General features: G+C 72.7%; 18 protein-coding genes and 2 pseudogenes. 6 read left to right on the top strand and 14 right to left on the bottom strand.

Annotation, left to right across the window (positions count from 1 at the left end; all coding sequences use genetic code 11):
* Nucleotides 1-446: 446 nt before the first annotated feature.
* From ACOBQU_RS24425 to ACOBQU_RS24410, 4 genes and pseudogenes are all read left to right on the top strand, one after another.
* Nucleotides 447-1,997, top strand: a complete 1,551-nt coding sequence (locus ACOBQU_RS24425; protein ID WP_423629534.1) for a tryptophan halogenase family protein — start codon at nucleotides 447-449, stop codon at nucleotides 1,995-1,997.
* A gap of 112 nt (nucleotides 1,998-2,109) precedes the next feature.
* Nucleotides 2,110-2,679: a flavin reductase family protein gene (locus ACOBQU_RS24420; protein ID WP_423629532.1), complete on the top strand. Its 570-nt coding sequence runs from the start codon at nucleotides 2,110-2,112 to the stop codon at nucleotides 2,677-2,679.
* Between the two features lie 68 nt (nucleotides 2,680-2,747).
* Nucleotides 2,748-3,497 (top strand): annotated as a pseudogene (locus ACOBQU_RS24415) (ABC transporter ATP-binding protein); the annotation flags it as partial.
* Nucleotides 3,498-3,670: 173 nt separating this feature from the next.
* A complete protein-coding gene (locus tag ACOBQU_RS24410; protein WP_423629530.1) occupies nucleotides 3,671-6,226 on the top strand; it encodes an FtsX-like permease family protein in 2,556 nt (851 codons plus the stop codon).
* Between the two features lie 114 nt (nucleotides 6,227-6,340).
* Here the strand turns inward: ACOBQU_RS24410 and ACOBQU_RS24405 are convergent, their stop codons facing one another.
* The 5 genes from ACOBQU_RS24405 to ACOBQU_RS24385 all read right to left on the bottom strand — a co-directional run bounded on the left by ACOBQU_RS24405 (nucleotide 6,341) and on the right by ACOBQU_RS24385 (nucleotide 11,971).
* Complete coding sequence (locus ACOBQU_RS24405) at nucleotides 6,341-7,342, bottom strand: ArsR/SmtB family transcription factor (protein WP_423629529.1); 1,002 nt, start codon at nucleotides 7,340-7,342, stop codon at nucleotides 6,341-6,343.
* Nucleotides 7,343-7,574: 232 nt separating this feature from the next.
* Nucleotides 7,575-8,507: an ATP-binding cassette domain-containing protein gene (locus ACOBQU_RS24400; RefSeq protein WP_423629527.1), complete on the bottom strand. Its 933-nt coding sequence runs from the start codon at nucleotides 8,505-8,507 to the stop codon at nucleotides 7,575-7,577.
* A 41-nt stretch (nucleotides 8,508-8,548) separates the two neighbouring features.
* Nucleotides 8,549-8,767, bottom strand: coding sequence for an MbtH family protein (locus ACOBQU_RS24395; RefSeq protein WP_423629525.1), 219 nt, complete (start codon nucleotides 8,765-8,767; stop codon nucleotides 8,549-8,551).
* A 189-nt stretch (nucleotides 8,768-8,956) separates the two neighbouring features.
* Entirely contained in the window at nucleotides 8,957-10,564 is a 1,608-nt protein-coding gene (locus ACOBQU_RS24390; protein ID WP_423629523.1) for an amino acid adenylation domain-containing protein, read from the bottom strand.
* Between the two features lie 72 nt (nucleotides 10,565-10,636).
* Nucleotides 10,637-11,971: a hypothetical protein gene (locus tag ACOBQU_RS24385; RefSeq protein ID WP_423629522.1), complete on the bottom strand. Its 1,335-nt coding sequence runs from the start codon at nucleotides 11,969-11,971 to the stop codon at nucleotides 10,637-10,639.
* Nucleotides 11,972-12,731: 760 nt separating this feature from the next.
* On the opposite strand from ACOBQU_RS24385, the gene ACOBQU_RS24380 reads away from it, so the two are divergent.
* Nucleotides 12,732-12,983: a hypothetical protein gene (locus ACOBQU_RS24380; protein ID WP_423629520.1), complete on the top strand. Its 252-nt coding sequence runs from the start codon at nucleotides 12,732-12,734 to the stop codon at nucleotides 12,981-12,983.
* A 46-nt stretch (nucleotides 12,984-13,029) separates the two neighbouring features.
* Here ACOBQU_RS24380 and ACOBQU_RS24375 read toward each other — a convergent pair whose 3' ends face one another.
* The gene (locus ACOBQU_RS24375; RefSeq protein WP_423629518.1) at nucleotides 13,030-13,734 is read right to left on the bottom strand and encodes a tryptophan 2,3-dioxygenase family protein; all 705 of its coding nucleotides are present in this window, start codon (nucleotides 13,732-13,734) and stop codon (nucleotides 13,030-13,032) included.
* 212 nt (nucleotides 13,735-13,946) lie between these two features.
* On the opposite strand from ACOBQU_RS24375, the gene ACOBQU_RS24370 reads away from it, so the two are divergent.
* The gene (locus ACOBQU_RS24370; RefSeq protein ID WP_423629516.1) at nucleotides 13,947-14,831 is read left to right on the top strand and encodes an endo alpha-1,4 polygalactosaminidase; all 885 of its coding nucleotides are present in this window, start codon (nucleotides 13,947-13,949) and stop codon (nucleotides 14,829-14,831) included.
* 28 nt (nucleotides 14,832-14,859) lie between these two features.
* On the opposite strand, the gene ACOBQU_RS24365 is transcribed toward ACOBQU_RS24370, so the two are convergent.
* From ACOBQU_RS24365 to ACOBQU_RS24330, 8 genes and pseudogenes are all read right to left on the bottom strand, one after another.
* Nucleotides 14,860-15,141: a hypothetical protein gene (locus ACOBQU_RS24365; protein WP_423629515.1), complete on the bottom strand. Its 282-nt coding sequence runs from the start codon at nucleotides 15,139-15,141 to the stop codon at nucleotides 14,860-14,862.
* Between the two features lie 259 nt (nucleotides 15,142-15,400).
* Nucleotides 15,401-16,057: a response regulator gene (locus ACOBQU_RS24360; protein WP_423629513.1), complete on the bottom strand. Its 657-nt coding sequence runs from the start codon at nucleotides 16,055-16,057 to the stop codon at nucleotides 15,401-15,403.
* Nucleotides 16,033-16,656: a sensor histidine kinase gene (locus ACOBQU_RS24355; RefSeq protein ID WP_423634684.1), complete on the bottom strand. Its 624-nt coding sequence runs from the start codon at nucleotides 16,654-16,656 to the stop codon at nucleotides 16,033-16,035. The genes ACOBQU_RS24360 and ACOBQU_RS24355 overlap by 25 nt, the downstream gene beginning before the upstream one ends.
* Before the next feature lie 99 nt (nucleotides 16,657-16,755).
* Nucleotides 16,756-17,270: pseudogene (locus ACOBQU_RS24350) on the bottom strand (sensor domain-containing protein); the annotation flags it as partial.
* A gap of 312 nt (nucleotides 17,271-17,582) precedes the next feature.
* Nucleotides 17,583-18,182 carry a lytic polysaccharide monooxygenase auxiliary activity family 9 protein gene (locus tag ACOBQU_RS24345; protein ID WP_423629511.1) on the bottom strand — a complete coding sequence of 200 codons (600 nt, stop codon included), beginning with the start codon at nucleotides 18,180-18,182 and terminating at the stop codon, nucleotides 17,583-17,585.
* Between the two features lie 185 nt (nucleotides 18,183-18,367).
* Entirely contained in the window at nucleotides 18,368-19,114 is a 747-nt protein-coding gene (locus ACOBQU_RS24340) for a nucleoside/nucleotide kinase family protein (protein WP_423629509.1), read from the bottom strand.
* Nucleotides 19,101-20,348, bottom strand: coding sequence for an SPFH domain-containing protein (locus ACOBQU_RS24335; protein WP_423629507.1), 1,248 nt, complete (start codon nucleotides 20,346-20,348; stop codon nucleotides 19,101-19,103). The genes ACOBQU_RS24340 and ACOBQU_RS24335 overlap by 14 nt, the downstream gene beginning before the upstream one ends.
* 330 nt (nucleotides 20,349-20,678) lie before the next feature.
* Nucleotides 20,679-22,043: a peptidoglycan-binding protein gene (locus ACOBQU_RS24330; protein ID WP_423629505.1), complete on the bottom strand. Its 1,365-nt coding sequence runs from the start codon at nucleotides 22,041-22,043 to the stop codon at nucleotides 20,679-20,681.
* Nucleotides 22,044-22,164 lie beyond the last annotated feature (121 nt).

The raw sequence follows: 22,164 nt of genomic DNA, 5'->3' as shown, positions 1-22,164 counted from the left end.
AGGTGTAAGTCGAGGATTACAGGTGGCCAGGAGAAGCGTCAACGGCGCCTCCGCTTATGGCCGAACTCCGCCCCCTGAGATCTCCCCTAGGGGGGATCCCTGGTCGTGAAAGGACCAGTGAGGCCGCGCGCTCTGCAGTTTTCCGCCCGCCGCTGGAACCCTCGACTCATGGCCGGATCCCTACCCGGGTCGCCGCCGAACCACCGACGGACGCCGGGAAATTCCAGTGAATTCAGCTCGGGGCGCAATACTCCGAGCCTATGGTCGCGTACATGCTCTGACAGCTCGCTGACAGACGCTTCCGAATTTCCCCGCGCAGCCCTGACCGTCGCGCTCCATCTGGTGCTTCACCTGCAAGTTTCGGTCGATGCTTAAGGACCTGGTTCCTCTCCCGGCCCGCTCTTAGGCTCATTTCCAATCGTGAAGCGACCCGACGGGAGTCACCAATGCTCAACCGTGTTGTGATTGTTGGCGGCGGCACCGCAGGATGGATGACGGCCTCGTACTTCAAGGCCGCTTTCGGCGACCGGATCGACATCACCCTCGTCGAATCGGGCACCGTGGGAACGGTCGGGGTCGGAGAGGCGACCTTCAGCGACATCCGGCACTTCTTCGAGTTCCTGGGACTCAAGGAGAAGGACTGGATGCCCGCGTGCAACGCGACCTACAAGCTCGCGGTCCGCTTCGAGGACTGGCGGGAGAAAGGCCACTACTTCTACCACCCCTTCGAGCAGATGCGGTCGGTCAACGGCCTGCCGCTCACCGACTGGTGGCTGCACCAGGGCCCCACCGACCGGTTCGACAAGGACTGCTTCGTGATGGCCTCGGTCATCGACGCGGGCCTGAGCCCGCGCCACCTGGACGGCACGCTCATCGACCAGCCCTTCGACGAGGGCGCGGACGAGATGGCGGGCCTGACCATGTCGGAGCACCAGGGCAAGACCCAGTTCCCGTACGCCTACCAGTTCGAAGCCGCCCTCCTCGCCAAGTACCTGACGAAGTACGCCGTCGAGCGCGGCGTGAAGCACATCGTGGACGACGTCCGCGAGGTCGGCCTGGACGAGCGCGGCTGGATCTCCGGCGTCACCACCGCCGAGCACGGCGAGATCACCGGCGACCTGTACGTGGACTGCACCGGGTTCCGCGGCCTGCTGCTCAACAAGACCCTGGAAACGCCGTTCATCTCGTACCAGGACACGCTGCCCAACGACAGCGCGGTCGCCCTCCAGGTCCCGATGGACATGCAGAAGCGCGGCATCCTGCCGTGCACCACGGCCACCGCCCAGGACGCGGGCTGGATCTGGACCATCCCCCTGATGGGCCGCGTCGGCACGGGCTACGTGTACGCGAAGGACTACCTGTCCCCCGAGGACGCCGAGCGCAGGCTGCGCGAGTTCGTGGGCCCGGCCGCCGCGGACGTGCCCGCCAACCACATCAAGATGCGCATCGGCCGCAGCGAGAACTCCTGGGTGAACAACTGCGTCGCGATCGGCCTGTCCAGCGGCTTCGTCGAGCCCCTGGAGTCGACCGGCATCTTCTTCATCCACCACGCCATCGAGCAGCTGGCGAAGAACTTCCCCGACGAGTCCTGGAACCCGGTCCAGCGCGAGCTGTACAACGACGCCATCGCCCACGTCATGGACGGCGTCCGCGAGTTCCTCGTCCTGCACTACGTCTCCGCCAAGCGCGACGACACGCAGTACTGGCGCGACGCCAAGACCCGGGCCCTGCCCGACGGCCTGGCCGAGCGCATCGAGAAGTGGAAGACCCAGCTGCCCGACTCCGAGACGGTCTTCCCCTACTACCACGGCCTTCCGCCCTACTCGTACATGTGCATCCTGCTCGGCATGGGCGGCATCGACCTCAAGCCGTCCCCGGCCGTCCGCCTGTCCGAACCGGCCATCGCCCAGCGCGAGTTCGACGCGATCCGCGAGAAGACCCAGCACCTGACGGCCACGCTGCCCCCGGCGTACGACTACTTCTCCCGCCTGCGGTGACCGGCCGACCGGCCCCGGCACGCCCCGCTGAACGGCACCCATGAAGCCAGGGCCCCCGACCGTCCCGCCCCGACGGCCGGGGCGCCCGCCCCCCTCAGGAAGGCCACCTCCGATGAGCGACGCAGCCACCCAGAGCGAACCCGCCCTACGCGACGAACGGCCCGGCGGCCCGGTCGGCGTGTCCGACCGGAACGCCGCCGCCACCCCCGACGGCTTCCGGACCATGATGAGCCGCTTCCCCACCGGCGTCTGCGTGGTCACCAGCGTGGCCGCCGACGGCCTGCCGCGCGGCATGACCTGCTCCGCCGTGTGCAGCGTGTCCGTCGACCCGCCGACGCTGCTCGTGTGCCTGCGGGCCGCGAGCCCCACCCTCGCCGCCGTCCTCACCTCCGGCGCCTTCACCGTGAACCTGCTCCACGAGGGCGCCCAGGACGTCGCCGAGCTGTTCGCCTCCGGCAACCCCGACCGCTTCCTGATGACGCCGTGGGAGCGGACCCCGGGCAGCGCGGGACCGCACCTGGTCCAGGACGCGCACACCGTCGCCGACTGCGACGTGGTCCTCACCCAGCGCATGGGCGACCACGTCACGGTCTTCGGCGAGACCCGCCGGATCACCCAACGCCACGTCCAGGAACCGCTGTTGTACGGCCTGCGGCAGTTCCGCCCCTGGTCCAGGACCTGACGGCCGACGCCGCTCACCTGGTTCCGGACCCGACCCACACCCCTGCCACCCTACGAAGGACACCACCCATGAGTGGGACCACAAGCCCCGACACCCAGCACGTCGTACGACTCGACGCCGTGCGCAAGGTCTACGGCGGGTCGAAGAACCAGGTGACCGCCCTCGACGGAGTGACCATCGGCCTCGACCGGGGCACGTTCACCGCGGTGATGGGCCCCTCGGGCTCGGGCAAGAGCACCTTCCTGCACTGCGCGGCCGGACTCGACCGGCCCACGTCGGGCACCGTGCGGCTCGACGGCGTGGAGCTGTCCGCCCTCAAGGAACGCGCGCTGACCAAGCTGCGCCGCGAGCGCATCGGCTTCATCTTCCAGGCGTTCAACCTGCTGCCCGCCCTGAGCGTGCTCGACAACGTGACGCTGCCGCTGCGCCTCGCGGGCCGCAAGCCGAAGCAGGACGCCGTCGACGAGGTCCTGGAGCGCGTCGGCCTCGGCGGCAAGCAGCACCGCAGGCCCGGCGAGCTGTCCGGCGGCCAGCAGCAGCGCGTGGCCATCGCGCGCGCCCTGGTCACCCAGCCCGCCGTGATCTTCGGCGACGAACCCACCGGCGCCCTGGACACGCACACGGCCCGCGAGGTGCTCACCCTGCTGCGCGAGTCCGTGCGCTGGGCCCGGCAGACCATCGTGATGGTCACGCACGACCCGGTGGCCGCCGCGCACGCCGACCGCGTCCTGTTCCTCGCCGACGGCCGCATCGTCAGCGCCCTCGAACAGCCCACGGCCGACCAGGTCGCCGAGCGCATGACGCACCTGGGCGCGTGGGGCGGCGGCGAGCGCGCGGGCGACGGCGAGCTGCCGGGGTTCGGCGTGTCCGGGGCGGTTGAGCCCGGGCCGGTGGAGGCGGTCGTGGGCAAGGCCACCCAGTACGTCGCCGGGACGGACCTGACCGCGTCCGCGCGGCGGTCCGCGCAGGCGCCCGCCTGGGAGGGACTGCGATGATCCGGATCGCCCTGCGCACCCTGCGCCACCACCGCGTCGGCTTCCTCGCGTCGTTCGTCGCGCTGTTCTTCGGCGCCGCGATCGTCGTCGGCTGCGGCGGACTGCTCCAGAGCGCCCTGAAGAGCACGGCCCAGCCGCAGCGGCTCGCCGCGGCCCCCATCGTGGTCAGCGCCGACCAGCGCTATCTGGGCACCCAGAGCGAGGAGCCGTTCGTCGAGCGGGTCCCGGTCGACGCCCGGCTCGCGGACCGCCTGAGGTCGGTGCCCGGCGTCGGCTCCACCGTCCCCGACGTGTCGTTCCCCGCCGCCCTGGCCGGCGACGGCGGCAAGCAGGCCGGAGCCAAGGTCACCGGCCACGGCTGGTCCTCCGCCCGCCTCACCCCGTACGAGATCAGCGCGGGGTCGGCGCCGCGCGGGCCCGGCGAGATCGTCCTCGACGCGCGCCTCGCCCAGCAGGCCGGACTGAAGCCCGGCGACCGCACCCAGCTCCTGGTCCGGGGCGGCACCGAGCGGTTCACGGTGTCCGGGCTCGCCGCCGCCGACGACGGCGGCGCGGGCAGCGTCTTCCTCACCGACTCCCGGGCCGCCGAACTCACCGGGCGGCCCGGCAAGGCGGACCTGATCGGCGTGTTCCCCAAGCCCGGAACCGACGCCGCCCAGGTCGCGCAGGCCGTCGAGAAGGCCGTCGACACACCCGCGACCACGGTGCTCTCCGGCGCCGAGCGCGGGCGCGCCGAAGACCCCGAGCTGGTCTCGGGCGGCGACGACCTGGTGTCGCTGGCGGCGGCGTTCGGCGGGCTCGCCGGGATGGTCACGGTGTTCGTGGTGGCCAGCACCCTGGGCCTGGCCATGCAGCAGCGGCAGCGCGAGATGGCCCTGCTGCGCGCCATCGGCACCACACCCGGACAGCTGCGCCGCCTCATCCTCGGCGAGACGCTGCTGCTCACGCTCATCGCCACGGCCCTGGCCTGCGCGCTCGGCCCGCTCTTCGGCCGGTGGCTGCTCGACGCGTTCGCCTCGGCGGGCGTCGTGCCGGACACCATGGAGTTCCACGCGGGCAGCCTGCCGCTGTTCGCGGGCGCGGCGACCGCCCTGGTCACCGCGGTCGGCGCGGCGCTCATCGCGGCGCGCGGACCGGCCCGCACCCGGCCCACGGAAGCACTCGCCGAAGCGGGCCTGGAGCGGCGCTGGTTCACCTGGCCGCGCCTGGTCCTCGCCGTGATCTGCCTCGGTGGCGGCGGAGCGCTCGCGGTGGTCACCGCGGGCATGGACGGGCCGAAGGCGGCCGGTGCGGCGACGCCCGCGGCGATGGTGTGGACGGCCGGGTTCGGGCTGCTCGGCCCGGTGCTGGTGCGGGCCATGACGGCGGGCCTGGTCCGGCCGCTGCGCGCGGTGTCCGGTCTCGCGGGCCGCCTGGCCACGCTCAACGCCAAGGCGCGCACGGCCCGGTTCGCGGGCGCGGTGATGCCGGTGATGCTGGCCACGGGCCTCGCGATCGCCCTGATCTACATGCAGACCACCAACTCCCGGGGCGCGGAGCGGGCGTTCGACGACAGCCTCCGCGCCGACCTGGCCGTGACGTCCGACGCGGGCGGCCTGCCGCTGAGCATGGTCGACACGGTCAAGGAGCAGCCGGGCGTCGCCGCGGCCTCCGCGCAGGTCTCCAGCCGCGGGTATGTGGAACCGGCCGAGCCGGTGGACCCCGCGGCCGACGGGGGCGAGGGCGCCGCCGACCCGCCGGAGATGGCGCTCGCGGGCATCACGCCCGAGGGCATCACCAAGACCACGGCCTTCCGCGCCACCGAAGGCAGCCTGGGCGCGCTGCGCGGCAGCACGGTCGCCCTGCCCACGCGCTACCAGGGCGACCACGAGATCGGCGACATGGTGCCGATGCGCCTCGGCGACGGCAGCCTGGTCCGCCTGAAGCTGGTCGCCACGGTCAAGGGCGAGCGGGGTTACGAGACCGCGCTGCTGCCCGCCGCGTTCCTCGCCCGGCACACCGACTCCGGTCTGATCCCCCGCATCATGGTGACCGCCGAGCCGGGCACGGACCGGGCGAAGCTGACCGCCACGCTGTCGGCGCTCGCCGAACAGCAGCCGGGCCTGAGGGTCACCAGCCGTGACACGTTGGCCGCCGCGGCCGCCGAGCAGGACGACACGCAGGCGTGGATGGCCTATCTGGTCCTCGGCGTCGTCGTCGGCTACGCGGTCATCGCCCTGGTCAACACGCAGGCCCTCGCCACCGCCGAGCGCCGCCGCGAGTTCATGCTCCAGCGCCTGATCGGGGCCACACGCCGCCAGGTGATGCAGATGATGGCGATGGAGGCGGCCCTGGTGTCCTTCGCGGGCATCGTCCTCGGCTCCCTGGTCGCGGCCCTGACGCTGGTGCCGCTGAGCATGAGCGTCCTGGGCACGGCCACCCCCGAGGGCTCCCCGTGGATCTTCGTCACGGTGGTCGGCGCCGCCTTCGCCCTGACGCTGACCACGACGCTCGTCGCCGCCATGACGGTGCTGCGGAACCGTCCGGTGGAGGCGGTGGGGATACGCGAGTAGCCCCCGGAGGGCGCGAGGGTGGCCCCGCCCAGCGGAAAGCCCCGGTACGGATGTCCGTACCGGGGCTTCCCCGTGCCGCTGCCGTGCCGCCCGGCGGCTACGGCGCGGCGGCTCCTAGGCGGGTATGCCGTCCAGGACGCGCAGGCGGCGCGCGGACTGCGCCCGGCGGCGCGGGGCGTGCCGCTCCGGTGCGGGGCGGACGACCATGCCCTTGAGCAGGGCGTCGCCGAGCGGGGTCAGGGTGTGCAGCACCGTGTTGCGGATGCGGCGGGTGGTGATCAGGCCGGTCTGGCGGAGCACCGCGGTGTGCTGGCTGGCCCCGGCCGCGGAGATGCCGAGCCGGTCCGCGAGCTGACTGGTCGTGCAACTGGCCCGCAGCACCTGCAGGGCGGCCGCCCGGGTCTGCCCGACGAGCGCCCCGAGGGACTGGGCGCCCTCCGCGCCCTGGTCGGCCTCCGGCTCGTCCCACAGGCTCGCCGCCTGGTGCACGTCCGGCGGCGTCGCGAACGCCAGGACGACCGGGCCGTCCTCGCTGAGCTTCCTGGTGACCCGGCCCGCCCGGTGGTTGAGGAACACCGAGGGCGTCAGGACCAGGCCCCGCCCGTTGAGGTGGATGTCCTCGTCCGGCCCGTCGTGGATCTCCAGGACGGGAGCCTTCCACGTCACCTTGGAGTGCAGCGTGGCGAGCAGCAGCTCCACCCCGCCCGCCATCACGACCCGGCCGCGCGCGTCGCACTCGGCCTCCAGATACGCCACGACACGGTCCCAGTACGGCGCGACGACCGCCCGCCACAGGTGTGACAGGTCCCCCGACACCTCCTGCACCGGTAACGACGGCACCGGCGCCGACGCGTCGAGCAGATCACCGCTCATCGCCCGGTCGGACCGCTCTATGCTCCGCAGCATCGCGTCCAGGTCGGGCAGGTCCCCCGCCCCCGCGAGCAACTCGGGCCTCCTGACCAGCCTCTTGCCCACCTGACTGCGCCAGCGCGCGAACGGCGCCGAGATTCCCCGGCCGAGCAGCCCGTACGCGAACGCCGTCTCGACCAACGGCCCCGCCGTCGTCTGCATCCGCGTCCGCGCGTAGTCCGCGGCGGTGAAGTGAATTCGTTGCATGACGTCGCCCCCAGAAGTCCCGCGCAGCCCCGTTGCCCCGTGGTCACGCACGAACGGAAAGTGAGTGGAGAGAAAGGAAGTGAGGAGGAAGGAGAGGAGGAAGGAAGGGAAGGAAACGCGGGGAGAAGACGGGAGAAGACCCCGACGACCGGAAACCGCGGGGCCCCGGAGAGACCCGGTGGCACCCTCGGCCGGGCGGCCGCGAAGGCCTTCCCCGGGCCGTCGCCCCGTCCTACGCCGACTTTCCGGTGAGCGTGACGAACACGTCGTCGAGCGTCGGCCTGCGCAGCGCGAAGTCCGCGACCTCGACGCCCCGTTGCCGCAGCGCGACCGCGGCGGACGCGAGGTCCGCCGTGCCGTCGCTCAGGGCGACGGAGATAAGGCGGCTCTCCACGTCGACGGACGGCTCGTCCGCCGACACCGAACGCAGCGCGGCCACCGCGGCACTCACACCCTCGGGCCGCGCCACGGATATCTCCAGGCGCTCCTCGCCGACCTTCCGCTTCAGCTCGTCCGGGGTGCCGTCGGCGATGACCCGGCCGCTGTCGACGACCGTGATCCGGTCGGCGAGAAAGTCGGCCTCCTCCAGATACTGCGTGGTCAGCAGCACGGTCACCCCGTCCGCGACCAGCTCCCGCACCACCGTCCACAGGGCCATCCGGCTCACCGGGTCAAGTCCCGTCGTGGGCTCGTCGAGGAACAGCACCGACGGCGTCGCGACCAGGCACGCCGCCAGGTCCAGGCGCCGCCGCATGCCGCCCGAGTACGTCCGCGCGGGGCGGTCGGCGGCGCGCGTCAGGTCGAACCGGGCCAGCAGATCCTCCGCCCGCTCCCGCGCCGCCCGCCTGCCCAGGTGCAGCAGGGTCCCGATCAGGACCAGGTTCTCCCGGCCCGTGAGGTGCTCGTCCACGGCGGCGTACTGCCCGGCGAGGCCGATGCGCCGCCGAACCTCACGCGGCTGCCGCACCACGTCGAACCCGGCCACCTCGGCATGCCCGCCGTCCGGTTCGAGCAGCGTCGCCAGCATCCGCACGGTCGTCGTCTTGCCCGCGCCGTTCGGCCCGAGCAAGCCCAGCACAGTGCCGTAGGGCACCGTCAGGTCCACTCCGCCGAGCGCCTCGGTCTGCTCATACCGCTTGCGCAGACCTTCCGCCTGAATCGCCATGCCCACGACTGCTCCTCAAGGTCCGGTGAACCGATGGGCCGTCAGGCCGCGGGGGTGTCCATGGCCGCGCGCAGGCTACGCGGGCGCAGGTCCGTCCAGTGCTCCTCCACATAGGCCAGGGCCACGTCGCGCGGGCCCTCGCCGAGCGCCACCGTCCAGCCCTCGGGCCGGTCGGCGAACGCGGGCCACAGGGAGTACTGGCCCTCGTCGTTCACCAGCACCAGGAAGGTTCCGTCCGGGTCTTCAAAGGGGTTCGACACGTCGCACGCTCCGTTGTCCGAGCCATCAGGGGTGCGGGCCGGGCTCCGACCCGCACCGTCATGTTCTCGGCGGGGCTCTGACAACGTTCTGACGGTTGCGACGACCAGCGCGGTCACCTGCGTGGGCGTCATGCCGGATCCCGTATGGGACTGCGCCCCTTTCCCCTGTTGGCGCTTCGCGCCGCGTCCTCAAACGCCGGACGGGCTGGTCTTCTCCACCTGGCGCCTGGTCGCGGATATGTCGCACTTGCCGTTGGCGTTGAAGACGAGGCGGGGGACTATGTGGATCGGCTCCGGGACCAGGGCCGAGGGGAGGGACTGGGCCAGGGTCTTGCGGACGGCTTCCGTCAGCTCGCCCCTCGTGGACGGGCCGCTCTGCGCGTGTACGAACAGTTCCAGCGTGTCGACGGGGCCGCGGACGATGTCGAAGGCCGCGTCCGCGACGCCGGGGACGGACAGGACGTGGTGCCGCAGCTCGCCCAGCTCCACGCGGTGTCCGTTGACCTTCAACTGGTCATCGCCGCGCCCGAGATAGAGCAGCGCGCCCTCCGGCAGCAGCTCCACCATGTCACCGGTGCGGTAGGCCCGGCCGGGGGTGCCGCCCAGGTCACGCTCGTCGATGAACTTCTCGCCCGTGTCCCATCCCCCGAGATACCCCGCCGCCACCGCCCGTCCCGCGATCACCAGCTCCCCCGGGCTGCCGGGCGCCACGGGGCGCAGGTGCTCGTCGACCACATAGGCGCGGGTGTTCCAGGCGGGCCTGCCGATGGGGACCGTCGGGGTCGCGGGGACGCGGGTCCGGTCGAAGGCGTAGGCACAGCAGCCGATCGTGGTCTCCGTCGGGCCGTAGTGATTGACCAGGCGGACACCGTCCAGGCGCGGGGCAAGCGCGGCGATGAGGGCCGGGTCGAGTCCCTCGCCGCCGAACATCAGCAGCTGCGTCGCCCGGTCGTACTGGGGCGGCTCGGCGAGGAGGTCGAAGAACCGGGCGTGGGACGGCGTCAGCTTGATGAACGTGTACCTCTCGTCGCGGGCGCCGAACAGCGTGGCCTGGTCGTGCAGCCCCGACACCGTCACCACCCGGCGCCCCTGCGCCAGCGGCACCCACAGCGACGTCATCGCCAGGTCGAAGCCGAGGCTCGCGAACAGCGGACTGCCGCCGCCCTCCGCCCCCACCAGGTCCCCGCACCAGGACACGTAGTTGACCAGGGACCCATGCGGCACCATCACGCCCTTGGGGGTGCCGGTCGAACCGCTGGTGAACACCACGTACGCGATGTCCTCCGGCCCCGGCAGCGCGCGCTCCGGCGGTTCGGCAACCGTCCTGCCCGTGCCGGGGGCGCCGGTCGCCTCCGCCGTCACCGCCCGCACGTCGAGGACGGGCACGTCGACCGCAGGCAGCAGGCCCGTGCCACCCGCACCGTCGTGGACCAGAGCGGCGGGGTCGGCGCCCGCGAGGACCGCGGCGGCCCGGTCGCCGGGGTGCGCCGGGTCGATCGGCACATAGGCGGCGCCGAGCGCCATGACGGCCAGGGCTCCGGTCACCGCTCCGGCCGTCCGGTCCGCCCACAGCGCCACCCGATGCCCCGGGCCGACGCCACACTCCTCCAAGGCGTCCGCCACTAGTCGGGCCCGGCACCAGAGTTGACGGAACGTCAGCACGCCGCCGCGCGACTCCACGGCCACCGCGTCCGGGCGCCGCATGGCGTGTGCGCGCACCAACTCGACCACCGAGCTGGCCTCGACGCGGCGCACCGCACCGGTCAGCGAACTGGGGTGTGCCCCTGTCGAAACCATCGCCACTCCTGTCATCGGGGCCCTTGTCGGGCTGCTTCGAGGTCCTGCGTCGGGTCCTGCCATCTGGTTCGGTCAGCGGGCCGGGGCGTCCTCGGTGCCGCTGGGCACTGCGCTGGGCAGCCGCACGATTCCCTGCGACGGCACCAGCCCTTGCGCTCTCAGGGCCGCCCGTGGGATCGGCACAGCCGGAGCGGGCGGCCACGGCTCCGGCCGGACGGGTATGTGCCCGCGCCGCGCCCGGTCCGACGTATGCGGCGGCTGCGAGCACCGGGGTGCCGCCAGCGGCTGCGACGGGCCCGCCATCCGCTGGAGCTCCGCCGTGACCACGCCCAGCAGCAGCACGTCGATGACCAGGTCCTGCACGGCCGAGAACTGGTGGATGGTGAAGTTCAGCACCTGGCCCGGCAGCAGGTCGATCAGGAGGCCGGTGCGCAGCGCCCGGAAGGCCGCGGGGCGGTCGCGGCGCAGCATGCGCACTCCGTACAGATACAGCCCCCATGTGACGGTCGCGCAGGCCAGGGCGGCCACCAGAGCGTTCCACTCGCGTTCGCTGTCCGGGCCGCCGAGGCCGCTGGCGGCCAGGCGGCCGAGGCGGAGGAAGCCCATCACCACCACGAGGACCACGGCGGCCCGCACGACTCCCGTGTGGCCCGTCATCCCGGAGAAGCGGCGGCCGAGCGACTGCCATGCGTCGAGCCATGGCCTGGGCCGGGGCACGCGCTCCGGCACCGAGCCGAGCGCCGCCAGCAGGGCCCGGTCGGTCGGCGCCTGCGAGCCCTCCAGTAGTTGCTGGGCCCTGGCCCGCTCCGCCGCCGTCAGACCGCCGTCCATGCCGTGCAGCAGGAGCTCGGCGGCCTGGGAGGTGCGCGTGGCCGCCGCCTCGCGTTCGGCCCCGTCCGAGGCGCCGTTGTCCGAAGCGCCGCCGCCCGGGGTGTCGTCGCTCGGAGTGCCGTCGCCAGGAGCGCCACCGGCGGAAGAGGGGCCTCGCTGCGCTGGCGGCGGGCTGTCCTCGGCTCGCCAGGCGATGGCGACGAGGACCGCGAAGCTGAGGTAGATCAACCCGGCCGCTGGCGCGTACAGATAGCCCTCGTTCGACACCTGCTTGCCGACCTGGTCGATGAACAGGCCGAAGCCGACGCCGCCGACCGCGCTCGCCCACATCCGCAGCCGCCGCCCGCTGAGCCCGAGCAGGGCGACCTGGCTCACGGTCATCAGAAGCCCGCCCCACAGCATGTGCGAGATGTGCACCGTCGCGTCGGGGTCCTTGCTGCCGAGCTTGGGATACCCGGCGAGCGCGAGGAACGCCCGCGTGACCAGGACCGTGAGGATCCCCGACATCACGAACAGCCGCAGCAGCCGGGCCGAAGTGGCCGACCTGCGGGCGCCGATGGAAGTCAGTGGCTTCATGACACAAGCGTGCCGATCGTGCCTCGTCCAGCGGATCCGGGCTGTCCCCACTCGCCCCGGAGGCGCCCCCTACGGGACCCGTCGAACGGATCACCCGCAGCACCTCCGCGCCCAGCGCCGTCGCCGGATTCCCGAGGTCGAAAGGCAGGTCGAAATGGTGCCGCCCCGGCACGACCAGGTCCGTGACCCGGGCACGGCCGCTACCGCACAGCCGTGCGGCTTGCACGAACTCCCGCTGTTGGCGGGCGAATTCGGGGGTCTCGGTCTCACCGCGGGCGATCACCAGCTCCGGCAGCACGCGTCCCGCGACGCCCGCGGTGAGCAGCCGGGAGGGGCTGCACTCCCGCGCCTCCGCCTCATCCATTCCGAGCGTGTCGTTGACGTAGGTGTGCCGCAGCAGCGTCAGGTCGTACACCCCGCTGATGAGCGTGGCCGAGGCCACCGCCTCGTGCGGGGCCACCCCCGCTCGCGCCCAGGCATCGGCGTCGAGCAGCGCGGACGCCACCAGGTGCGCACCGGCCGAGTGACCACCGAAGTGCACCGAGCGTGGACTGCCCAGCAGACCGTCGGGACCGCCGGGCGGCTCGCCGGGCACACCGCAGATCCGCCGCAGCGACGCGCCGACCGCGATCGTGATCTGCCGCATCGAGTACCGCGGCGCGAGCCCGTACCCCAAGGCCGCGAAAGCCACGCCCGCCGCCACGAAGTCCCGGGCGGCGAAGGCCGCTTCGGCCTTGCTGAGCTCCTGCCAGTAGCCACCGTGCACGAAGACGAACAGCGGGGCGTCCGGCTCGGCCGCGGGGAAGTAGTCGAAGCGCTGCTCGGGCAGGGGGCCGCAGGGCACGTCACGGTGGACGGTCAGCTCGGCGCGGGCCCGGGCGCTGTCTGTCGCGTACCGCTCCAGTTGGGCGTCCAGGTCGGCCACCAGGGAACTCGGCGAGTACGCCCGGTCGAGGTCCGGGCCAAGGCCAAGGTCAAGGTCAGGGGCAGGGCCAGGGTCAGGGACATGTGATGGCCCGCACCCCGCTCCCTCGGCGGCTCCCCCATCATGTCCCAGGTCACGACGTCGCCCACGCGTCGGGCAGGACGCGGCGCCGGGCCGCCATCCACAGGTACGCCGCGCCTTCAGAGCCCGCCGTCCCCGTGGCCCCGCCGAGGAACCGCTCGGCGAGCACCGCGTGCCGGGCGCGCCACATGGCGAGGGCCTCGTCGAAGTCGACCAGGGCACGGCGGACCCGCTCGACGGCGTCCGGATCGGTGGCGCGGACGGCGAAGTCGGCGTACGCCTCCTGCACGGACCGCTCCTTCAAGCGGGCGCCGAGCCGGGCGCGGTCCTCCTCGCTGAATCCTTGCGTGCTCAGAAAACGCGTGTCGCGCAGGCCGCAGAGATACTCGACCTCGCGGAACTGGGCGGACTGGAATCCGCTGGCCGTGCCCAACTCCGTGCGGATCGCGTCGAAGGCGCGTGGCGTGAGCGTCGCGAGGCCGTCGAACTGGCGGGTCAATGTGGTCACGATGATGGGCAGGGGCGCGGCTCGGCGCACCGCGAGCGTGCTGTCGTCGGCGTCGAGTGCCGCGCGCACGGCTTCCAGGTGCCGCAGCAGCACCGCGAAGTAGATCTCGCACGACTGGTGCGTGGCCAGGAACAGGACGCTGTCCACGTCGTCGTCGTGCACGCGGGCGCTGCTCAGGAGGTCATCGAGCTGGAGTATCTCCCCGTAGGACAGCTGCCCTTCGGGTGGAGCGACGGCTTGGCCGTTCACAACAGACCCCTTCCTCGCAGACGGAAGGGTCTGCGCGTACAAAGCTCCCGCTGAATCGCCTCATCGCCGGAACTCGAATCCATGACGGAATCTCTCGGACCCTCACGAGGCTAACCAGCGGGAATTCGCCCGGCATCGTCATCAAGCGCACACTTAAAAGCGCACCTCATCACGGAGCGGGCGCGCCCCAGCGGAACTCACAGGACGGTCAGATGTCGCACAGCCCCCGGGTCCTCACCCTTGCCCTCGCCCTCGTCGCCGCGCTCCTCGCGGGCTGCTCGTCGGGCGAACCGGCCTCCGACAGACCGGCCTCCGCCAGACCGTCACCAGGCCAGGACCGCGCCCCGTCCGATCAGGCCGGAGGCACTCCGCGCCCGCCCCGCCCGCGCGCCTCCTTCGACTATCAGCTGGGCGGCGCCTATCCGCCGCCGAAGGGCGTCGAGGCCGTTTCCCGCGACCGCTCGGCGAAGCCGGCGCCCGGCCGCTACAACATCTGCTACGTCAACGCCTTCCAGGCCCAACCCGGCCGCAAGGCCGCCGCGTGGTGGCGCGCCGAGCACCCGGACCTGCTGCTGCGCGACGACAACGGCGCGCTCGTGATCGACGAGGACTGGCAGGAGCCGCTGCTCGACATCTCCACGGCCGCCAAACGCACGGCCCTGATCAAGGTCGTCGGACGCTGGATCGACGGCTGCGCGCGCGCCGAATTCGACGCCGTGGAACCGGACAACCTCGACTCCTACACCCGCTCCGACGGCCAGCTCGACGCCGCCGACGCGATGGCGTTCACGCGCCTCCTCGTCCGCAGGGCGCACGCGAGCGGCCTGGCCATCGGCCAGAAGAACACCACCGAATTCCTCGGCAAGGGCCTGGGCTTCGACTTCGCGGTGGCGGAGGAGTGCGGCCAGTACGGCGAATGCGGCGCATACGTCGAGGAGTTCGGCGGGCGGGTCTTCGACATCGAGTACGAGACCAAGGGGTACGAGACCGCGTGTGACCGCTGGGGCGGAAAGCTGTCCGTCGTCCTGCGCGACCGCGACGTGCGCCCGGCCGGGGAGCGCGGCCATGTCTTCCGGCACTGCCGATCCACGAACTAACGCGCTGTTTACTTTTCGTGACGTAGCGTTATGACAGCACCGCGAAATCCATCACGAACGACGCGAGCAGGCCCGCGCCCAGCAGATAGCTGCCGAGCCTGGTCCGACCGCGCCTGCTCAGCTCGATGACCAGGCCGCAGAGAATGAGCAGCAGTCCGTATACCCCCACGACCAGGACGGACGACCGGCTCGCGAGCCGCGCCGCGAGCAGGACGGCCGCCAGGACCATCAAGGCGGAGGCCGCCAGCACGCGCAGCCGCCGGGCCTGACGCGGGGTCAGGCGTACCCGGTTGAGCGGCCCGACCGGCATCTGACCACACCCGTCGGCCCCGTCATGCCCGTCGGATCTGTCGAACCCACCAGATCCACCGAACCCATCAGAGTCACGGAACCCATCAGACTCACGGAATCCACCAGGCCCAACGAATCCACCAGACCTGATGAATCCACCAGGCCCGTCGATTCCACCAGGCCCGTCAGAACATCCCTCAGAAGACCCGTCAGACACGCTCATATCGAGGATCGTAGTGGAGACGTACACGTCAAATCGGGGAGGCCCGGGCGCGGGCTCAGGCCCTGAGATAAGCGAGTACCGCCAGCACGCGGCGGTGCGTGCCCTCAGCCAGAGGCAGGTCGAGCTTGCCGAGAATGTTGCCGATGTGCTTGCCCACGGCGGCCTCCGTCACGACGAGTTCGGCGGCGATCGCCGCGTTGGACCTGCCCTCCGCGACCAGCGCCAGCACCTCGCGCTCCCGCGGCGTGAGCCGCTCCAGCGGATCGCGTCTGCGGCGCAGCAACTGCCGTACGACATCGGGGTCGACGACCGTGCCGCCCTCCGCGACCCGCGTGAAGGCGTCCACGAACTGCTCGACCTGGCCCACCCGGTCCTTGAGCAGATAGCCGACGCCGCGGCCGTCCCCGTCGTCCAGCAACTCGGCCGCGTACGCCCGCTGCACATACTGGCTGAGCACGAGCACCGGCAGGCCGGGCCGTACGGCCCGCAGCGCGAGTGCGGCCCGCAGCCCCTCGTCCTGGAAGCCGGGCGGCATCCGTACGTCGGTGACGACGACGTCCGGCACGTGCGCCGCCACCGCGTCACGCAGCGCGTCCGCGTCGCCGACCGCCGCGACGACCTCGTGCCCGAAGCGGCTCAGCACACCGACGAGGCCTTCGCGCAGCAGCACGCTGTCCTCGGCGAGGACTACGCGATGGGAGCGGGGCTGCACGGGACCTCCACGGACAAGGCGGTCGGGCCGCCGGGCGGGCTGGTGACGGTCAGTGTGCCATCGAGGACGGCCAGACGGTCCGCGAGGCCCGTCAGACCGGTGCCACGCGCGGGATCGGCACCGCCGTGCCCGTCGTCGCGTACGGCGATACGCAGCGCGCCGTCGGTGTACCGCGCCCACACCTCGGCCCGCGCGGCCCCGCTGTGCTTGGCGACGTTGGCGAGCGCCTCGCGGACCGCGAAGTACCCGGCGGACTCCACCGGTTCGGGCAGCCGCGGCAGCTCGACGTCGGTGTCCACGGGCACTGGGGAGCGGTCCGCCGCGTCCTCTATGGCCGCGGCGAGACCGTAGTCGGCGAGGACCTGCGGATGGATGCCGCGGATCAGCTCGCGCAGTTCGGCGAGCACCTGGTCCGCCTCCCGGTGGGCGGCGGCGAGGCGGTCCGCGAGCGGGCTCTCCTCCGGGGCGTCCAAGCGGGCGAGGCCGAGGGTCATGCTCAGGGCGACCAGGCGCTGCTGGGCCCCGTCGTGCAGGTCCCGCTCGATGCGGCGGCGCTCGGACTCGAACGCCGCGACGAGACGGGCCCGCGAGCGCGTCACCTCCGCGAGCCGCGCCTCCGTTTCCGCCTCGCGCGGGGCGAGGAGGAGCAGCGCCAGGCGCGCGCGGGCGCGGGCATGGACCGTGAGGGGGTAGGTGAGGACGAGCAGCAGGAGCAGGCCGAGCGCGGAGGTGCCGCAGGCCGCCGCGTACGAGTCGACCGGCCACAGCTTGGCGGCGCGGATCCCGCCGCCGCCCGGCCCGCCCGCCAGCGCCAGGTGGGCGGGGGCCGCCGCCAGGGCCAGGGGCAGCGCCACGGCGCAGGCGGCTACCGCCAGGTCAAGGGGCCAGAGGACGACCGCCGCGAGGACGGCGTACGCCAGTTCGCGCCAGGTCGCCTGCTCCGTGAAGCGCAGACGGAGCCAGGCGGTGAGCCCGGGGACTCCGGGGTGCGGTGTGGGGTGGCGGTGGCCGTGGTCGTGAGGTCGGGGAAGAGGAGACGGGCGCGGGCGCGTTCCAGTGCGCCCAGCGGTATGCCCACCAAGACGAGCAGGGGGATTCCGATGAGAACGGGGCTCAGGGTGAGACCCAGCACCAGCCAGACCGCCAGCGCGGTGCCGAGCAGCAGACTGCTCCCCTGGTATCCGAGCGCCCGACCTACCTGCCCCCACCGCATCGCCCCACGCTATCCCGCCCCTCGCGGAACTGATCGCCGTGGGCGACCGAAGGTTCCGGGGGCGGTGCCCCGGCGCGCCCCGTTACCTGGCGCCTGCAGGGCGATGCCCACGCCATACGTCTCCGTAAGGGGTGGGCGGCGAGACAGCGCGGCAGCGGGCGAGGCCGGGCGGCTTGGGAGTGCGACGTGGGAGGGGTGGGCCGTGGGCACGGTTCAAGGCCACCGGCCAGGGATGGCTTGCCGCCGCAAGCCATCCCTGGCGGTCAGTGGCCCTGGACGCGAGCCCAGGGCACCCCCGTGGGGGGAATCCGGTTAGAACTTGACGTCGGAGCAGGCGTAGAACGCGTTGCCCGTGTCAGCGACCGTCCAGACCGCGAGGATCACGTGGTGTCCGCTGCGGCCACCGGGAATGGTGCCGCTGTGCGACAGCGTCGCGGGCGGCTGCTGGGCGTTGTAGGGCACGGTGAGGAACGGCTGGGGGTCGAGCGCCGCCCTCGTCAGGGGCTGGCTCTCGTCCCAGCCCTGCTTGGTGATGTAGTAGCGGAAGTCGGTGGTGCGGTGCCGCGCGGTGAACTGCCAGCGGAAGGTGTAGCTCTGGCCCGCGTTCACCTGGGTCGCGGGCCAGGCGCCACCGTTCGGCTTGGTGGCCCGGTCGAGCGAGCTGAAGCCCGCGAGACCGGCGGAGCAGATCTTGCCGTCGGCCGGACCGCGCGCCGGGAAGCCCTTGGGACCCTCGACGCTCTGCGGCTCGTACTGTATGGAACCACAGCCGGTCACCACGCCCTTGGCGCAGTTGATCTGACGGCTTGCGGGCAGGTCGGTGTAGCCATGGCTGCTGGCGCCGCCGGTGGAGAGCGCGAACGCTCCGACCGTCGCCATACCGAGCATGGCTGCGGACATCTTCTTTCGCATGCTGCCGCTCCTGAAGAACGTGGGGGAGTTCCTTGAGCCGTGCGCGCTGACGGACTTGGGGTCGCCGAGGGAAGGCCGCATGGTACGAGGGCAGCCTCCTGTGACCCCTGGAGCACTGACGGACCCGAGCTGTGTCGGTGCCCCCGGGGCACTGCGGGGAAGTGCGGTCTAGACCAAGCCCTAGATTATTGCCGGTAGTTGAACATGTCCATACCAATCGTGGAGAGGATCCGGTCGCAGCGTTCCCGCGACGCCGCGACCAGTTCACCGTTGGGCCGGTCGTTGTCCGCCACCCACGCCCGTGCGGCCGCAGGCGTTCGCCCGCCCCTCAACTGCCGCTCCACGAGCCGTTCCTGGCGCACGTCACCAGGCGCGTCCACGTACCAGCACTCCCCCAACAGCTCCCGCGCCTCACGCCATCCGGGCAGGTCGCAGGCCAGATAGTTCCCCTCGGTGACCACGAGGCGCGCGCCGGGCGCGACGAGATGGCGGGCGGCGACGGGCTCGTGCAGCGTGCGGTCGTAGTCGGGTACGTAGATGTCGTGCGCGGTGTCGGCGAGGACCCGGCGCAGCAGGGCCACGTATCCGTGGACGTCGAAGCTCGGCTCGGAGCCCTTGCGGGCGGTCAGGCCGAGCCGGGCCAACTGGACGTTGGAGAGGTGGAAGCCGTCCAGCGGGAGGTACGCGGCGTCCGCGCCGACCGCCGCGACCAGCGCCCGGGCGAGCGTGGACTTCCCGGCGCCGGGCGGACCCGCGAGCCCGAGCAGCACGCGGCGGCCCCGCGCGCCCTCCGCCAACCGCCGGGCGCCCTCCACCAGCGCCGCGAACCCGACCCCCTCAGGGCCATCCCCAGCGCCCGCACGCCCCGGCGCCACCGCAGGCGCCGTACGCGGCGTACGCGCCGTACGCGCCGTGTGATCAGCGTTCTCCATGCCCCGTATAGAACGCCACCGTCAGATCCTTGACCAGCGCCTTGCGCTCGTAGTCGTCGAGCTCGACCAGGCCGCGCCCGGTCAGCCGCGCCACGGTGTCCTCGACGGAGTCCACCACGGACGTGAGCACGCTGTCGCGGTGGCGCGCGTCCAGCGCGGCGATCCGGCGGCGGTGCATCGCGGCGGCGACCTCCGGCGCGTACTCGGTACGGGTCGGCTGCGCCGAGAAGACCTCGACGCCGACGGGCTCCACCTGCGCGGCGAGCGCCCGGGTCAGCGCCTGGCCGACCGCCTCCGCGTCCCGCAGCGTCGGCCCCTCCTCGGCGGCGTCGCGGCCCCCGTCGTGGAAGGCGTCGGCGGGCAGCCGGGACAGGACCCGCGCGGTGGTCGCCTCGACGCACTCGCGCAGGTACTCCTGGTGGTCCGCGACGGCGAGCGTGGCCCGCGCGGTGTCCTTGACCCGCCACACCACGAGCACGACGACGCGCAGCGCGACCCCGCAGCGGTCCACGGCGGGCATCGGCTCGCTGCGCCAGTGCCGCAGGCGTACGTCGACGCGGCGTCGCAGCAGCAGCGGGTTCATCCAGAGCAGTCCGGTCCGCCGGGCGGTGCCCCGGTAGCGGCCGAAGAGGGAGAGCACCCGCGCCTCGCCGACCCGGCCCCGCGTGAGCCCCCCGAAGCCGAACAGCGCGAGCGCCCCGGCCCCGGCGAGCGCCGCCCAGCGCGCTGCCCCGATCCCCGCCGCCCCGGGACCGTCGGGCCCCGGAAGCCCCACGGCCCGCGCGACCGAGTCCGGCACCGCCCCCGCCCACCACAGCGCGAACACCCACGCCGCCGCCCCCGCCCCACCGGCGAGCACCCCCACGGCCCCGGGCAGCACCCGCGCGGGCCGCTCGACCAGCTCCGCGTCGACATCCGGCGCGGGCAGGGCCACCGGCTGCCCCGCCCCGCCCTCAGGCTGGCGCCCCGTGCTCCGCCCAGCGGTCCGCCCCTCAGGCCGCCGCCCCGAAGCAGGCCGCCCCTCGGGCTCCCGCCCCCGCGCTCCGCCGCCGCCCCGCACCACCGTCGGCGGCAGGGCGAGGCCCACCCCGTCCTGGGGGTCGTCACGGAAGAGCAGGTGTACGGGGATCTCGGTGGTGGCCTCGCTGTGGATCAGCCGGGGCGGACGGCTGCCGGACGCGCCGGGGCCGTTCCCGCCGCCGGACTCCGGCGGCCGCTGTGTCGTCGTACTCATCCGTGCCTCCGTGCCTCCGTCGTGCGTTCCGTACCGGCCCGCCCCTCTCACCACCGCTAGAACCTCTCACTGCAGCTTTTCCCGGGAGCCACCGTGAGGGCCTCTCACCACAGCCCTCTCGATAACCACCGTGAGGGCCTCTCACCTGCGTCCCTCCTGATAGCCGCCGTGAGTACCTCTCACCCCCGCCCCCTCGATAGCCGCCGCGAGGCCCTCTCACCACAGGCCCTCCCACCAGCTCCCGTTAGAACCTCTCACCAGGCCCCCCTCACCGCGGACCCCTGAGAGGCCCCCGCAAGCCCCCCTCACCGAAGCTGCCGTTAGACCCCCTCACTGAAGGAAGAGCCTCCGCCACGTCTCCGGCCCCGGCACCCCGTCCGCCGCCCCACCCCGCCACCCCTGCGCCCGCTGGAACGCCTCCACCGCGCGCCGGTCCGCCTCGCCCCAGCTTGGCCCGGGGCCGAGGGCGTAGAACCGGCCGTACCCCTTTCGTGCCAGTTGCCGCCCGAGCCGGGTCACGTGCGGGTTGCGCTGCCCGGGGCGGAAGTAGGCCTTGCCCGGGAACGCCGGGGTGCCCGTCGGCCCGGCTGTGCCCGGTGCGGCGGGGATGTCCCGGCCCGCGCCCCGCACCAGGTACGACCAGGTCGTCGGGCCCGGGAGGCCGTCCGCGGCGGGGCCCGTCCAGCCCTGTGCCCGTTGGAAGGCCTGTGTCGCCCTGCGGTCCGCGTCGGTCCAGCGCGGGCCGGGGCCCGAGCGGTAGTAGCGGGCGCCGCCGCGGGCGATGAGGAGCTGGCCGAGCCGGGTGACGTGCGGGTTGTTCGCGCCGGGGCCGAAGGCGCGCGCGCCGGGGTAGCGCGCCGTCGGGGCGTTCGGACCGTCCTGGGGTTCGGCGCGCAGCCCCTTGTAGCGGTAGGCCACATAGCGGCCGCCGTTGGTCCAGTACGCGTAGGGCGTGGCCTGGCGGCGGGTGTGCGGGCGCGTCTGTTCGTAGGCGAGGTAATAGTTGCGCGTGTAGTCCGTCCAGCCGCCGAAAATCGTCACGTGCGACCCTCTCTGCGGGGCTGCCGCATTGTGGAACAGCAGAATGTCGCCGGGTTTCAGCTCGTCTTTGGAGATGCGCGTGCCGTAGGCGCCGAGATGGCCGGTCCATTCGTTTCCGCCGAGGTTCCAGGCCATGGAGACGAAGCCGGAGCAGTCCTGCCGGTAGCCGTCGGACCAGTAGGCGCTCATGCTGTACGGCACCTTCGCGGCGACCCACCGCTTGGCCCGGTTGATGATCTCGGCGCGGGTCGTGGTCCGGGGGCGCGCCGGGTGACCGGGCGCCCCGTGCAACGCGCTCTGCCTGCCCTGCGGGGTGCCGGGATCCTCACCGCCGGACCGGACACCGGCCGCCGCACCCCCTCCCACCTGCGGAAAACCTACTTCCACCTGCGGAAAACCTCCCGGCATCGGGGCCGCCACCGCCTGCCCCGCCCCCAGCCCTGGCCCGAGCCCAATGCCAAGCCCGGACCCCGACCCGAGCACCGAACCCGCCGCCGTCGCGAGCACCAGCGCCCGCCGCGCCCCGTGCGCCCCCGGGTGGCCTCCGAGCCGGGGCGGCAGGGCGTGGGCCCCGGAGCGCCGCCAGTGCACGCATCCCGGGCAGTCGCAGTCGGGCGCGGGCTCGAATTCCTCGAATACCGGAGCAGCCTCCATGCGATTCCCCTCACACCCGAGAGTTCCCCGGGCCACCCCGGGGACGCCCCCGGGAATTCCTCCGGGCCGGATCGTCCGCACTTCTGCACATCCGTCAGTTTCTCAACTGTCTCCGGACAGC

Source organism: Streptomyces sp. G45, assembly GCF_049542095.1.
Classification (GTDB): Bacteria; Actinomycetota; Actinomycetes; order Streptomycetales; family Streptomycetaceae; genus Streptomyces.
This window is presented reverse-complemented; position numbering and strand designations above follow the sequence as displayed.